Here is a 13,693-nt window from a genome sequence, read left to right as displayed (position 1 = left end):
ACCAACTTTCTTTGCATTTTGTGGTTTTTTTTTGTAATATTGCACCTTAAAAGACAGAAAGGAGGTGTAAACGTAAAAAAAATATCAGTTTTCATTAAAGATACGTAACCAAAAGAACGCTAAATAATAAACATTTCTGAGTGTTCAATGAGGGATAATTTCAGAAGTGCAAAAATGTAATGAAGAATAACTGCAATTGGTAGTTTTAGAACCAGACGCAAAACGTAGGATGATATCATGAGTGAAACATCAAAAAACGCGGGCCTAAACGGGGAGTTGGATAGTGGGGACAAACCGGCTTCTCCGCCTCGCACGTATTTGACTGATGAAGAACTGGAACACTTTCGCCAATTAATTTTAAAAAAGCGGACCCAAGCGCTGGAAGAAATTGAAGATATGAATAGCAGGCTAAAAGATGCCCAGGAACAAACCGAAGGGTACACATATCATATGGCAGATTCCGGCACGGATGCAATGGAACGGGAAATGCTGTATCTGATGATCTCTCGCCAGCAAAAATATATTGGCTATCTGGACCGTGCGTTAAAACGCATCGACCTGAAAACATACGGAATTTGCAAAATTACCGGCAAACCGATTCCAAAAGAACGCCTCGATGCGGTTCCACACACAGAAACAACGGTTGAAGCAAAAATTGAGCAAAAGAAAAAAGGAATGTAATTCTCCCGTATCAAAAATCAGGATGATTTGGAAGTTAATTAGTCAACTAAGGAGATCAACATGGATGACAAAACCACACTACACTTCAAAAATTTGCTTATGGAAAAGCGCGTAGAAGTCCTTGACCGAATTGAACGGTTGCGGGAAGTTGCGATGGAATCCAATTACCGGGAAAGCAATGGCGATCATTCAGGATACGGATTACACATGGCGGACCAGGGTACGGACGCTATGGAACGTGAAAAAGCTTTCCTTTTTTTATCACGCGAGGAAAAATATCTCCAGCAAATTCAACAAGCACTGCTGCGAATTGATTTAAACGAATACGGCATTTGCCGGGTCTGCGGCGAAGAAATTGAAGCGAAAAGACTGGAAATAGTACCGACCACCCGAATTTGCGTTCCCTGCAAAAACAAGGAATCGCGTACAAAAAACTAAATCGATGGCCACCATGCCCGAAAAGCCCCATTTTATTGCGACAATATCCGTTATTGTCGCAATTTTTTTAATAGACCAATCCACCAAATTTCTTGCAGTTGCCTTCCTAAAACCGCTCTCCAGCGTAACTGTTCTCGGCGAGTTTTTGCGTTTTACGTATGTGGAAAACTCCGGAATAGCTTTTGGATTCAATATTCAAAACACGGCATTGCTTAACATAATTTCAATGATAATTGCCATTATGATATTTTATGTGCTATTAAATATTCGAGATCACCAGAGGTTACGAGTGGCTGCAGCAACCATTTTAGGCGGAGCAGCCGGTAATCTTTTTGACAGACTGTATCGCGGTAATGTTGTTGATTTTATTGATATCAATTTTTTTGATATTCATTTTGATTCGATAAATCTGCTACTTTGGCAATTTCATGATGTTTCAATTTACCGGTTGCCGGTTTTCAATATTGCAGATATTTCCGTCACCATCGGCATGGTTCTGGTCATCACAACCGTACTCTCGAAAACACACATATCTGCAATTGCAACAAAATGATACAAATGGAACATAAACTCAAAATAAATAGTGATTTAAGCAATCAACGGCTGGATATTTTTTTATCCAATCGATTCAGCGATCACTCCCGTTCATATTATCAAAAATTAATCAAAAGCGGGCAAATTTTAGTAAATGGCGAAGTCGTAAAACCATCGCATATGTTGATCGAAAACGATGAAATTTATATCGTTATCCCCTCCCCTTCACCGACCTCCATTCAACCGGAAAATATTCCGTTGAGTATCGTGTTTGAAGATGAATACCTGTTGGTGATCAACAAACCGGCGGGATTGGTTGTACATCCGGGGGCCGGTGTTCATTCGGGAACTTTGGTGAATGCACTTTTGTATCATTGTAGCGATTTATCCGGTGTGGGTGGCAGGCAACGTCCCGGAATAGTTCACCGGTTGGATAAAAACACAACCGGACTGCTGGTTGTTGCAAAAAATGATCGGGCACATATCCATTTGCAAAAACAATTCGCTGAGAAAACCGCCCAACGTGAATACAAAGCACTGGTTTGGGGACATTTGCCAGAGATGAGCGGGAAAATTGAAACATTGTTGAATCGCAGTAAATCTGATCGCAAAAAATTTGTTGTTGCTGAAAATGGGAAATCCGCCATCACCATTTTTGAAGTTGAAGAAGAACATGCCTTTTTATCGCTCGTCAGGGTGAGGCTGAAAACAGGGCGCACCCATCAGATTCGCACGCATTTCAACCATATTCACCACCCTGTTTTTGGTGACCCGGAATACGCCGGTAGAATGAAACAAATAAATAGAGTTTCAACTTTATCTTACAAACAAAAAGCACTATATTTGCTGAAATTGATTGACCGGCAAGCGTTACACGCGTTTCGGCTCACATTTGAACATCCAATTTCTAAAGAAAAAATAAGCTTCACGGCTGATTTGCCAGAAGATTTTCAAAACATTTTAGATTTATCCCGGAATATCGAGAGGAATTCGTCATGAAAAACATACTGTTGTTTATTGTCGGATGCACAATTTTTTCAACTGCTGCATTTGCTCAAATTGATTTTAAGCATGAAAAAGTGATCGATCACGGAAAAATAAGCCAAGGCGATGTCATTAGTGGCCAGATAGAATTTGTCAATAACACCGGCAAAATGGTTGAGTTGGTTGACGTCCGAACCAGCTGTGGGTGCACCGCGGTTAAACCGGAGAAAAAGATTTTCGAACCCGGCGAAACCGCACATATTCCCTACACCATTGAAACAGAACGTTTTTCAGGTGTTATCCGTAAATCCATTCGTCTGGTTTTTAAGGATGAAGATCCAAAATCCGAAGTGCTATTTGTTGAAGCCAACGTCACTACTGATGTTTCGATCAACCCGCGTTTTATCAATTTTCAAAAAGTGACACTAAATCCGGATACGGTTTACACAGAATTTTTCGAAATAGAAAATTCTTCACAGACCGAATTGAACGTTACAAAAATAGCCGCAGATATCGATATTGTTAAAATTACACCGTCGAACGTTGTCATTCCTGCAGGAAAGTCTCATCTGGTACGGGTCGATTTAGTTCCCAGCAAAACCGGTCGTATGAATTCAAATATTTCAATCGAAACCAACAACAAGAAATTTCAAAGCAAAAGCTTACCGGTTTTTATTAACATTTTAGAACACGATGCTTCGCACAGTGAATAATTATTCCAAATAAAAAAAATAGTTTTACTAAGCCCCGGTCAATAAAACCGGGGTTTATTTTATAGGTTGATTCATGATTTTTAGAGTGCTCATATTACTAATAGCAACGTTAATGGGAGGATTGATTATTAATCAATTTCACGCGAATGGCATTCGATGGGCATTGCTCTCACCAGACTTTTCGCACACAACCAATTCAGTGGAATTTATTAACTTGCCAGATGCTTTTTCGTTAATAATTGACGGGCAAGCCATAGCAATCGATGTTCGTGAAACGGATGCTTTTGAGATTGATCATCTTCCCGGCGCAATATCAATGCCGTGGCAACAATTTATCCGGTCACCAGAAATCATCAGCCAACTTGACAACGAGATGACCTATATCATTTATTGTTTTGATCCGGATTGTTATGAAGCAAAAACATTTGCCGGTTTGCTTCAAAAAAATGGTTTTCGAAAAACAAAAGTGTTATACGACGGATTTTCCGGGTGGCTGGAAATGGGTTTGCCAATTGAACCGTAATCAGGGTAGACAGAAATGGGCATAAAGTCAATAAATTCAATCGCTTTTCATCCCAAAACACTCGTGTTATTACGATTGTTTTTTGGGGCGATGTTGATTTATGCAGCTATCGATAAAATACTTTTTCCTATAGATTTTGCCGTTGCTGTCGAGAATTATCAACTTACAGGAGCAACAATTTCCCGTTGGATTGCAATATGGCTGCCATATCTTGAATTGATTACCGGAGTGCTTCTGATTGCAAATATTTGGATGAATGCAGCTACTCTGTTGAATATTTGTATGATGGCTGTTTTTCTTTTATCTGTGAGCAGCGCATATGCTCGAAATCTTGATATTAACTGTGGTTGTTTTGGTGATGAAAGTTCTCCGGTTACTCTTACAAAAGTTGCCTCAAATACGCTTTTGTTGTTATTTAGCGTGCTTTTGTATATATCCTGCAAAAATCGGAATAAATAAACAAATCCTACCTTTATTTAATCTTTTCTTAAAAGTTTTCCATAAAATTTGTTGTGACTTCAGTCAACGGATGACTACAAGTTTGTCAATATTTTTCCACAAGCAACTCAAACAGGGGAAGCGGTTGTGGGGCATGGTCTTTGGAAATTTCGGGGTTTTTTCACCAGATTGGTTTAATTTCATTTACCATCCATCATCGCAACAGGGAACTGTTGAGTCAATTCAAACATTTATTACGGTTAGGGAAAATATTTATTTAATTGGGCGATTAGCGGCTGTAAATATGAGCAGGAAGGAGCAATGCTTATGAACACGGAAGTCACCAGTATGCCACTGGAAGTGATGAGTGGAAAAAACACTCCATATGATGTAATTATTGTTGAGGATAATCTGGAACAAGCCTATTTAACCAAGATGCTGGTCGAAGAATATGGTTTTTCGGCGAATTATGTAACAAATAGTTCCGAGGCACTCCAGTTTATCAGCACCAACAAACCCCGGGTGGTAATTCTCGATTTAATGATGCCAAAGCTGGATGGATTGCGGTTATGCAAAGAAATAAAAAGTACGAACGGAACGGAAGATACGCGAATCATCATTTACTCCGGTAAAATTTATGATTCCGATCGCCGGAAAGCGCTCGAGATGGGTGCCGATGCTTTTTTCACCAAACCCACCCGCGCAAACGTTTTGATCTCAAAAATAAAGGAACTGATTCATCCCGTTCAAAATGGATCCTATCAAAATTAAGTTTTGGGGTGTCCGGGGGTCAATTCCCACTCCCGGTCCCCATACTATCCGCTATGGTGGTAACACCTCTTGTGTTGAAATCCAATATTCAGGAAAACCCCGTTTTATTATTGATGCCGGCTCGGGTATTCGCGAACTCGGAAAAGAATTACTTTCACAGAAAAAACCGGTTGTAGCGTATATTTTTCTGAGCCATTTTCATTGGGATCATATTCAGGGTTTGCCATTTTTTAAGGCTGCATTCAAAAAAGGTAACAAGTTTACCATTTATGGCTGTGACGAACCCAATGTGGAATTGGATCGAATCATCGAAATGCAGATGGACCCCATCTATTTCCCGGTTGCAATTGAAGATATGTCCGCTACTGTGAATTTTGTTACTATTTCTGAGCAATCGTTGCGGGTTGAAGGTGTAGATATTCAAACAAAATTTTTAAATCATCCCGGATATACATTAGGTTATCGTTTCGATTACCAAGGTAAATCGATTGTTTATATCAGCGATAATGAGCCATTTCCCCAACCGAAATATAAATCCAAAACGGGCAGCGATTTGGAGAATCGGTTCGAAAATTTCATGGATAATAAGGAAGAAATTGACCTGATCAATTTTATCAGCGAAGCTGATGTCCTGATACACGATACACAATATTTTCCCGAAGAATATGAAGATCGCGTTTCCTGGGGACATTCGCCGTATACATATACTGTGGATATTGCTGTTCGTGGGCGCGTGAAACAGCTAATTCTGTTTCACCACGATCCGGATCACGATGATACTGCGGTTGATTTGATGGTGGAGTTAAGTCGCCGTCGTTTACTGAAACACCAATATGATATTCCATGCAAAGCGGCACAGGAAGGTGATGTTATTGTTTTATAAGCACTTAGCTATCTTTTTGAGGTAGCTTGTCTTCGGGCATTTCATACGGATTATCGCTTTCTGATTTACCGATTAAATTTGGTTCATTATCGATATCCGATTCCTCTTTAGCGCTGTGCTTCTCCCGCCAATCTCCCCAAAGTATCATAATCCCCAAACCGACCATTATTGAAACATCAGCAAAATTAAAAATCCCTGTTTTGACCCAGCCGTACCCACTATCCATGTGCATAAAATCAACAACGCGTCCATTGTTGATTGCGCGATCAACAAAATTACTGATGCCACCGCTGGCGATTAACGCGAGACCTAACGATTGTGCTTTTGTAAAATCCCGGTTGAGAATTAAATATGAGAGTAACACAATCAGCATCACGCCGACAAAAACGGTCAAAAACCAAAAGCGGACACTTTCCGGCAAATCGGAACCGAAACCTAACATCGCACCGGTGTTTTCGGCATATTTGAGCACAAAAAAGCCACCCAAATATTCCTTTGGCGGAGAAAATTTGATGGTCTGTGAGACGATATATTTGCTCACCTGATCAACAAAAATGCTACTGACAATCACAATGAAGATAAAAATTAATCGTTTTCTATTTTCCATCCGGTTACAAATTCCGCTGTTTAATTCAATATTATTTAGACGTTATTCTACTGTGAATTCCGGTACAAAGTTTCTCAAAAGCAATCGGAAAACTTACAATAAACCAGAACCTTTTGCAAGCATCACAAACCTTTTTTGAAGACGTAGAAAAAGGCTTGCGGCAAAGGGCTTCGAGTGCCGTAATAGATTGTTTCAGAACAGGTTAGCAATTGTAAATGTTTTTCGAAAAACGTGGTTACTGTTTTTGGTGAAAGCCGGTGCGGCTCATCTTTGCCGGGCACGTCCGGACCAAATACTTTCAGGAAAAAATGGCTGCCCGGTTTTAGCCAGCGCATCAATTGATCCCGGTAAGTTTCCCACTCATCAAAATCGAGCAAGTGCAACACACCGCGATCGATGACCAGATCGTACGAAAAATGAAGATTGGATAGGAGAATATCATCCTGCAAAAAAGTGACGGGGATTTCAGATTGTGCAGCCCGATCAGCGGCAATGTTTACCGCAGTTTGCGAAATATCCGTTGCGGTTACGCGATACCCAAGCTCCGCCAACGCGATAGACTGAATACCGGTGCCGCAACCCAAATCCAGAGTTGCGGCACGCGGATCAATTTCAAATACGGAAAGCGCTTTCAAAATATCCGGATCGAGCGATTCAAAATGCCAGGCAAGCTGGTGCTCCGGTTTTTCCCGATACAATGATTCCCAGCTATCAAATTTATACGGGACACGCAATCTGTGTTTCCCTATTGTTTTGGCTTCTTTTACAAATGATTGAGTTACTGATCAAATTCGACATCGTAATGGGCGCCATCGCAGAACGGCTTGTTTTTTGATGCGCCACAACGACACAGCGAAAAATGCTCTGCAGATGGTGGCTGCAGTTCGGATTCGATATGAATGTGACCACACACATTGTACGGCCCGTTTGCGAGAAAATTTATCTGCGGATCACGGTCATCAACATCCCGTTTGTGATCATCATTTATTTCGTAACTGAGCGCACCGGAGGGACATTTTTCGACCACACGGATAATCGCGTCCACCGAATCGCCATCGGGATTGATCCACGGTTGCGCATCTTTTTTGAAAACGGTTTTGAGCTCTTTTACACAATAAGCGGCATGAGAGCAGATGGTTCGATTATCGTGAACCGTGATCGATTTGCCGCGATACGCCCGTTCGCGATCCAGCGGTTTGCTGATTTCGCGAGCGCTGGTGAAACCGTTGGTTTTGTGGGTGCCATCGCAAAACGGCTTGTTGGATGAAGCCCCGCAGCGGCACAGCGCGATCACATCTTTTTTGATTTCGACGGGATTCCCCTGTGCATCTTTCAACGTTTTTAGCCCTTTGACGAGCAACGGGCCGTTTTCTTTCGGCTCGATAGTAACCTGGTTTTTATCCGGTTTATCTGTCACTTCCTACCTCCTATCTTCATATTTATAATATATTTACAAATCTATTTCAAAATGATCGCCCATCTTCGGGATGACCACATCCCAGCCAAACCGCTCGCGGATTTTCTCCGCCAGCGCGGTTGCAGCATCCGGTTCGCCGTGGACGAGGAAAATACGCTCCGGCGCTTTGTTGAATCCCATCAGCCATGCCAGAATTTCGTTATAATCGGCGTGTCCGGAGTAACCGGAAACCTGCTCGATTTGCGCTTTCACCGGCACATATTGCCCGTGAATTTTCACCTCGGGCTTACCGTCCAGCAAGGTTCTGCCGCGCGTACCTTCGGCCTGATAACCGATGAATAACACAGTATTCTGTTCTTTCGGCAATCGCTGGACGAGGTGGTGCAAAATGCGACCGCCGGTTACCATTCCGCTGGACGAAATGATGATCGAGCGATTGGTATAGCGATTGATATTTTTGGATTCATTACGGGATTTGCAAACGTGCAATTTCTTCGGGTGGAAAATCCGTTTGCCGCGAACCATCTCCACCCGGCTTTCCAGATCGAAATCCGGCATGTGTTCCTTGAACAATTTTAACGCATCGATACCCATCGGCGAATCGATGAACACGTTCAGTTCGGGAATCATTTTCCGTTCTTCCAGTTCGCGAATGACATACAACAGCGTCTGTGTCCGTCCGACCGCGAATGCGGGAATGATGAGCACACCGCCGCGCTCGATGCTGCGATTGATCACATCTGCGAGCTCCTGCATCGGGTTGTTTTCCGGGTGCAGGCGGTTGCCGTATGTCGATTCGAGCACCAGATAATCCGCGTTAAACGCCTGAACCGGATCGCGCAGTATCGGGCGACCGGGGCGACCTAAGTCGCCGCTAAACACAATTTTACGGCTGCGGTTGCCATCGGTTTTTTTCACATCGATGAACGATGAGCCGAGGATGTGCCCGGCATCGCGGAACTTTGCGCGGATGGTATCAGTGATCTGCACGGCATCGTTGTAATAGATGGGAATGCACTGTTCCGGCACCCGTTCCGCATCTTCGATGGTGTACAGCGGTTTGGCAGGTTTGTGTTTGGAGAACCCTTTTTTGTTCGCCCACTGTGCGTCTTCTTCCTGAATGTGGGCGCTGTCGCGCAACAAAATGTCGATGAGTGCGAGGGTGGAATGGGTGCAATAAATCGGGCCGCTGAATCCGTCGCGAACGAGCGCGGGCAAATAACCGCTGTGATCGATGTGCGCGTGGGTGAGCAGTAATTTGTCAATTGATCCGGGATCAACCGGAAAGCGATCCCAGTTGCGCAGCCGGTTTTGTTTGCTGCCCTGGAACATGCCGCAATCGACCAACACCCGTTTTCCATCCACATCCAGCAAGTGACGGGAACCCGTGACGGTTCCCGCCGCACCTAAAAATGTTAACTCTGCCATCGCAAATCCTCCTGTATCGGTTTTCGAACTGCGTTGGAACAGCTTGGTTGCCGCCCGCTTTCATTTGGGGCACGTCGGTGCTGTGCCCCTACTTTTAGGTCACAGTCGGTTAGTTACCGCCGGCTTTAACGCGGGTCCAGACTTCATCGTATAATTTGGCGGTTTCGCCAACATCCATTACGTATTCCATTTTTTCCAGAACGGAAGGGTCTTTTGTGTAAATGCCCGGATTGCTTTTGATATCTTCCTCGATAAACGGCAGTGCGGCTTTGTTCGGCGAGGCGTATCGGGTGAAGTTGGTCAGCGCAGCACCGTTTTCAGGATCGAGTATAAAATTCATGAATAATTCGGCGGCCAGCTTGTGCGGCGCAGCGGCGGGAATCGCCAGGTTATCGGTCCAGATGACGCCGCCTTCGCGGGGGATCACGTAAATGATACCTTCGGCTTCCGCCTGTCCCATAAACACATCGCCGCTGTAGTTATGCACCACAACCGCGTCGCCACTGACCAGATAATCGCGTGCCGGTGACGAGGGTGCATAAGCCATCACCCGTTTGCGCTGCGCAAGCAGCAGTTTTTCGGCTGCACGCAGTTCGGTTTCGTTGGTTGTGTTCAACGAATAGCCGAGATATTTCAGCGCAGTGCCGATGGTTTCGCGGGAGTCGTCCAGCATGGTAAACGCGCCGAGCGATTTCGCGGGGTCAAATACGATATCCCAGGTGTCCACATTTTTACCGGTCACATCCACCAGATCGGAGCGAATGCCCAAACCGGTGGTTCCCCACTGATAGGCAACGGTGTATTCATTGTTCATGTCATACGGCAAATTGTGAAATTTGGTATCGAGATTAACCAGATTGGGTATGTTGGCGTGATCAATCTTCTGCAACAAATTCAGGTTTTTCATGATGGTTACGGCATAATCGGACGGGCAAACGATGTCATATTGCCCGGCACCGCCGGCCTGCATTTTCGCGAGCAGCGCGTCGTTGTTGTCAAAATAATCGATCACAACCGTCACGCCGTAGGTTTGCTGAAACTTGTCAACCAGTTCCTGCGGCAAATAATCGGGATAGATGAAAATGTTCAGTTTATCGCCGATGCTGCTTTTGTCGACCGACACGCCGTATGCGGTCACAGTGTTGGCGGCATCCGGTTTCGGTGACTTTTCCGAACAGCTCAGGATAAATAATCCCATAACAATAACTGTCGCAAGCACCATTTTTGTTAACACTTTGTTCATCGAAGGCTCCTTCTCTGATATAATAATGTATGAGTAAATAAAAGCAAGTGGATTAAAAAATAGAACCTTGCAGATTGGATTCATGGTTTGATAAATGTTGTAACACAGCCGCAAAGGCGCAAAGTGCACAAAGTTTATTTCGGTCATTCCTGATGCAGCGAAGCGAAAGTCAGGAATCTCCATTGATCAAAATAAATAATCGATGTTTTGTAATCAACCGTTTCACCCCGTCAGGGGTGACCTGCTTACCCACTCCGGCGCGATTCCGTGCGCTGGAGCCGGATACCCAAATATAACAACACCAGCGTCACCAGCAAAATCATCGTGGATAGCGCGTTCACATCCGGCGTTACGCCGCGCTTTACCATCGAATAAATGCGAATCGGCAACGTGGACGATCCCGCACCGGCGGTGAAATAGGTGATCAAAAAATCATCCACCGACAGCGTAAAGGCGATCAGCGCACCGGCGACAATTCCCGGACGCACCAGCGGAAAGATGATTTTGGTAAACACATGCCATTGGTTCGCGCCAAGATCCTGCGCGGCTTCCAGAATATTCTTCGGGAAATCCTGCATACGGCTTTTGACGACGAACGCGATAAACGAAATCTGAAAGGTAATGTGCGCAATGATGATCGAGAGATGCCCCAACGACAACTGAACAAACACATAAAATGCCAGCAGGGCAATTGCCATGATGATATCCGGGATGATAATGGGCAGCAGGAACAACGGCTCGATAAATCGCTTGCCGGGGAACGGATACAAATGCATCCCGATAGCGAACAGCGTGCCCAACACTGTGGAAACAATCGTGGCGGTGATCGAAACGATCAGGGTGTTTTTTAACGCCAGCGCGGTTTCCGGGCTACTGAACAGGATGCCATACCATTTGAGGGTGAAGCCTTGCCAATTCATCGCGAAGCGCGAATCGTTAAACGAATAAATCATCAGCACCAGCACCGGCAGATAGATAAACACCAGCGCCAGCAGAAACACCCATCGGAGGCGAATGCGTTTCATAAAATGCGCTCCTCCCCTTCCCGGTTGCCAAAGCGGGCATATACAACCAGCGACAGCAGCACAACGCCCATCAGCACGATGGCCATGGCAGAGCCGAAGGGCCAATCGCGCACGGTAAAAATCTGGTTTTGTATCAGGTTGCCGATCATTACGGCATTTGCGCCGCCCAACAAGTCGGGCGTTAGGAATGCGCCGAGCGCCGGGACAAACACCAGAATACTGCCGACCACAACCCCGCTCCAGCTTTGCGGCAGAATCACTTTTCGGAAGGTTTGCCAGCGGGTTGCGCCTAGATCGCGGGCAGCCTCGATCAGCCGGACATCCAGTTTTTCCAGCACCGCGTAAATGGGCAGCACCATAAACGGCAGGTGATTGTGCACCAATCCCACCAATACCGCCGCTTCGTTAAAGAGCAGTTCCAGCGGTTGATCGATCCAGCCAAGCCCCAGCAGCACCGTATTCACCAACCCTTGCCGCCGCAGGATAACGATCCATGCATAATTTTTGATGAGCAGGTTCATCCACGAGGGCAGAATAATCAACATCAGCGCGGTCATTTGCCATTTGCCGTGCATATTATTGATGGCCACCGCCACCGGAAAACCGATCAGTGCGCAAAAGACCGTGGTTAATAGCGCCAATTTTAGCGACCGCAGCAATATGTTCAAATAGAGCGGGTTGGCAATGTTCAGGTAATTTTCCAGCGTCCAGGCCGTTTCGATGCCGCCGTAAACACCGCGCGACTGGAAGCTGTAATAAATGATGATGGTTAGCGGAATCACAAAAAAAACGGTGAGCATCGCCAGCGCCGGGCCGGTTGTCCAAACCATTCGGGAAGTGATGCGCATTAGTCCAACGCTCCGGTTGCCGCTGGCTTGCTGCTTTCGCCGGAAAGCCGGACGATATGCTGCGGCGGCAGATAAATATGCACGCGATCACCGGAATGGAAAAACCGGGAATCGCGGTTGAGCAGTTGCACGAGCAGTTCCTGCCCTTCGATGGCAATCTGGCAAAGGGTTTCGGCACCGGCGTACACCACCTGCCGCACCGTTCCGGGAACGCAATTGGTTTCGGGTAAATCCGTGTCTTTCGCGGAATAAATGTCGATGCGTTCTGGGCGAATCATCAGTTCGATGGGGTCGCTGTCTGTGGCGGGTAATGTTTCATTATCGGCGAAGAAGCGCTGTCCACCGGCGAGCACAACCGATTGCGAAGCAGCATCCCATTTGCCGGAAAACAGGTTGGACGTGCCCAAAAACGCCGCGATAAAGCGGTTTTTGGGGCGATTATACACTTCCTGCGGTGCACCCACCTGCTCAATAATCCCGTCGCGCATAATCATCACCCGGTCGGAAAGCGTTAGCGCCTCCGCCTGGTCGTGCGTGACGTGCAGGAAAGTGATCCCGAGTTTTTGCTGGATGCCCCGCAGTTCCACCTGCATGGCCAACCGCAGGTTTTTATCCAGCGCTGCCAGCGGCTCGTCCAGCAGCAACACACCCGGACGATTGATGATCGCGCGTGCCAGCGCCACCCGCTGTTGCTGTCCGCCGGAAAGCTGGCGGGGATAGCGTTTCTCCAACCCCTGCATCTGCACCATTTCCAGCGCATCGGACACTTGCTGTTGTATTTTACCGGCAGGCATTTTTTTGACGCGCAACCCGAACGCCACATTATCCCCGACTGTTAAATGCGGGAACAGGGCATAGTTCTGGAACACCATGTTCACATGGCGGTTTTCCGGCTGAACCCCCTGCATGTCCTTTCCTTCCAGCAGAATGCGCCCGCTGTCCGGCGCGTCGAAACCCGCAACCAGACGCAGCAAAGTGCTTTTCCCGCACCCGGATGGACCAAGAATACAGACAAATTCACCCCTGCCAAACGCGGCATCGACCGCATCCAGTGCGGTAACCGCGCCAAATCGTTTGGAAACACCCTGCACTTCCAGAATATCCTGCGTCAACCTTCTTCCCCGGTTTAATATATTTAACAAGAGGGAAAGTTAATTGAA

17 protein-coding genes are annotated in these 13,693 nt (G+C 45.9%); 9 read left to right on the top strand and 8 right to left on the bottom strand.

The genetic code is table 11. The annotated features are described in order from the left end of the window. The first annotated feature begins 237 nt into the window (after window positions 1-237). From H6629_15065 to H6629_15025, 9 genes are all read left to right on the top strand, one after another. A complete protein-coding gene (locus H6629_15065; protein ID MCB9069116.1) occupies window positions 238-681 on the top strand; it encodes a TraR/DksA family transcriptional regulator in 444 nt (147 codons plus the stop codon). 60 nt (window positions 682-741) lie between these two features. Further along, window positions 742-1,119, top strand: coding sequence for a TraR/DksA C4-type zinc finger protein (locus tag H6629_15060; protein MCB9069115.1), 378 nt, complete (start codon window positions 742-744; stop codon window positions 1,117-1,119). Window positions 1,120-1,123: 4 nt separating this feature from the next. After that, entirely contained in the window at window positions 1,124-1,672 is a 549-nt protein-coding gene (gene lspA, locus H6629_15055) for a signal peptidase II (protein MCB9069114.1), read from the top strand. Then, window positions 1,669-2,652, top strand: coding sequence for an RluA family pseudouridine synthase (locus H6629_15050; GenBank protein MCB9069113.1), 984 nt, complete (start codon window positions 1,669-1,671; stop codon window positions 2,650-2,652). Before lspA (H6629_15055) ends, H6629_15050 begins: the two co-directional genes overlap by 4 nt. Further along, window positions 2,649-3,350 (top strand): DUF1573 domain-containing protein, encoded by a 702-nt coding sequence (locus tag H6629_15045; GenBank protein ID MCB9069112.1) that lies wholly within the window; start codon window positions 2,649-2,651, stop codon window positions 3,348-3,350. The genes H6629_15050 and H6629_15045 overlap by 4 nt, the downstream gene beginning before the upstream one ends. A gap of 112 nt (window positions 3,351-3,462) precedes the next feature. Beyond that, window positions 3,463-3,873 carry a rhodanese-like domain-containing protein gene (locus tag H6629_15040; GenBank protein MCB9069111.1) on the top strand — a complete coding sequence of 137 codons (411 nt, stop codon included), beginning with the start codon at window positions 3,463-3,465 and terminating at the stop codon, window positions 3,871-3,873. 15 nt (window positions 3,874-3,888) lie between these two features. Then, window positions 3,889-4,332 carry a DoxX family membrane protein gene (locus H6629_15035; protein ID MCB9069110.1) on the top strand — a complete coding sequence of 148 codons (444 nt, stop codon included), beginning with the start codon at window positions 3,889-3,891 and terminating at the stop codon, window positions 4,330-4,332. Window positions 4,333-4,638: 306 nt separating this feature from the next. Beyond that, window positions 4,639-5,082, top strand: a complete 444-nt coding sequence (locus H6629_15030) for a response regulator (protein MCB9069109.1) — start codon at window positions 4,639-4,641, stop codon at window positions 5,080-5,082. Further along, the gene (locus tag H6629_15025) at window positions 5,063-5,965 is read left to right on the top strand and encodes an MBL fold metallo-hydrolase (protein ID MCB9069108.1); all 903 of its coding nucleotides are present in this window, start codon (window positions 5,063-5,065) and stop codon (window positions 5,963-5,965) included. The genes H6629_15030 and H6629_15025 overlap by 20 nt, the downstream gene beginning before the upstream one ends. Before the next feature lie 4 nt (window positions 5,966-5,969). Here the strand turns inward: H6629_15025 and lspA (H6629_15020) are convergent, their stop codons facing one another. The 8 genes from lspA (H6629_15020) to H6629_14985 all read right to left on the bottom strand — a co-directional run bounded on the left by lspA (H6629_15020) (window position 5,970) and on the right by H6629_14985 (window position 13,645). After that, window positions 5,970-6,572: a signal peptidase II gene (lspA, locus tag H6629_15020; protein MCB9069107.1), complete on the bottom strand. Its 603-nt coding sequence runs from the start codon at window positions 6,570-6,572 to the stop codon at window positions 5,970-5,972. Window positions 6,573-6,694: 122 nt separating this feature from the next. After that, window positions 6,695-7,306 (bottom strand): methyltransferase domain-containing protein, encoded by a 612-nt coding sequence (locus tag H6629_15015; GenBank protein MCB9069106.1) that lies wholly within the window; start codon window positions 7,304-7,306, stop codon window positions 6,695-6,697. A gap of 44 nt (window positions 7,307-7,350) precedes the next feature. Then, the gene (locus H6629_15010; protein MCB9069105.1) at window positions 7,351-7,989 is read right to left on the bottom strand and encodes a CDGSH iron-sulfur domain-containing protein; all 639 of its coding nucleotides are present in this window, start codon (window positions 7,987-7,989) and stop codon (window positions 7,351-7,353) included. 33 nt (window positions 7,990-8,022) lie between these two features. Further along, entirely contained in the window at window positions 8,023-9,417 is a 1,395-nt protein-coding gene (locus H6629_15005) for an MBL fold metallo-hydrolase (GenBank protein MCB9069104.1), read from the bottom strand. 109 nt (window positions 9,418-9,526) lie between these two features. After that, window positions 9,527-10,660 carry a spermidine/putrescine ABC transporter substrate-binding protein gene (locus tag H6629_15000; GenBank protein ID MCB9069103.1) on the bottom strand — a complete coding sequence of 378 codons (1,134 nt, stop codon included), beginning with the start codon at window positions 10,658-10,660 and terminating at the stop codon, window positions 9,527-9,529. A 245-nt stretch (window positions 10,661-10,905) separates the two neighbouring features. Continuing rightward, window positions 10,906-11,685, bottom strand: a complete 780-nt coding sequence (locus H6629_14995) for an ABC transporter permease (protein ID MCB9069102.1) — start codon at window positions 11,683-11,685, stop codon at window positions 10,906-10,908. Then, the gene (locus tag H6629_14990) at window positions 11,682-12,533 is read right to left on the bottom strand and encodes an ABC transporter permease (protein MCB9069101.1); all 852 of its coding nucleotides are present in this window, start codon (window positions 12,531-12,533) and stop codon (window positions 11,682-11,684) included. The genes H6629_14995 and H6629_14990 overlap by 4 nt, the downstream gene beginning before the upstream one ends. Next, window positions 12,533-13,645 carry an ABC transporter ATP-binding protein gene (locus H6629_14985; GenBank protein ID MCB9069100.1) on the bottom strand — a complete coding sequence of 371 codons (1,113 nt, stop codon included), beginning with the start codon at window positions 13,643-13,645 and terminating at the stop codon, window positions 12,533-12,535. The genes H6629_14990 and H6629_14985 overlap by 1 nt, the downstream gene beginning before the upstream one ends. Window positions 13,646-13,693 lie beyond the last annotated feature (48 nt).

The organism is Calditrichia bacterium (genome assembly GCA_020634975.1).
Classification (GTDB): domain Bacteria; phylum Calditrichota; class Calditrichia; order RBG-13-44-9; family J075; genus JACKAQ01.
The sequence above is the reverse complement of the archived record's forward strand: the minus strand, read 5'-3'. Positions and strand labels throughout refer to the sequence as shown.